Below are 582 nucleotides of genomic sequence, written 5' to 3' on the forward strand. Positions count from 1 at the left end.
GCGAATTATACACACGTTTGGGCAGACATAAACATGTTGAGTTTTCGTGGAAAGAGCGCTTCGTCTAAAACATTCGATTTTGCTAGAGACCAAAGAGGCACAAAGGAGGAGAAAACTATAACGCCAGCACGATATGGCTGGCGTCTTTTTTACGTATCAATCTTTAAGCGTCCGTTATATTTGAGTTACGCACCCTTTTGCGCTTTTAGCAAAACCTTAATCGCCATTTTTTAACCACTCTTAAAAATAAAGTACGCGAGACAAACGGTTATTAAGGTTAATACAACGATAATAATACTGAACCAACCTAGTTCCGCTATCAATTCAAATATAGAGATGCCCAAAAACATTAAGATGAGAGAAAACACCACTAAGCTCGATAAATTCCAAAGCAGCACTGAATACCATCTCGTTGTCGAAGGCATTATATTCCCTGTTTTATAGCCAAAATAATATCCTACACTCATCGCTGGTATTAACGGCCCAAGAAAGACGACACCGTTCATTTCCATGCCAGAAATGTACTCAATAATAAATAGCAGTATGGCCAAACAAACTGATGCGAAACACAAAAGCGACGTT

General features: G+C 38.8%; 1 protein-coding gene. It reads right to left on the reverse strand.

Going from position 1 to position 582, the window contains the following annotated elements; translation table 11 throughout:
• Window positions 1-230: 230 nt before the first annotated feature.
• Window positions 231-582, reverse strand: a 352-nt coding sequence (locus R7093_RS26785; RefSeq protein WP_318147220.1) for a hypothetical protein, incomplete at its 5' end; no start/stop codon positions are given.

The sequence above is a fragment of the Vibrio sp. 1580 genome, assembly GCF_033340055.1.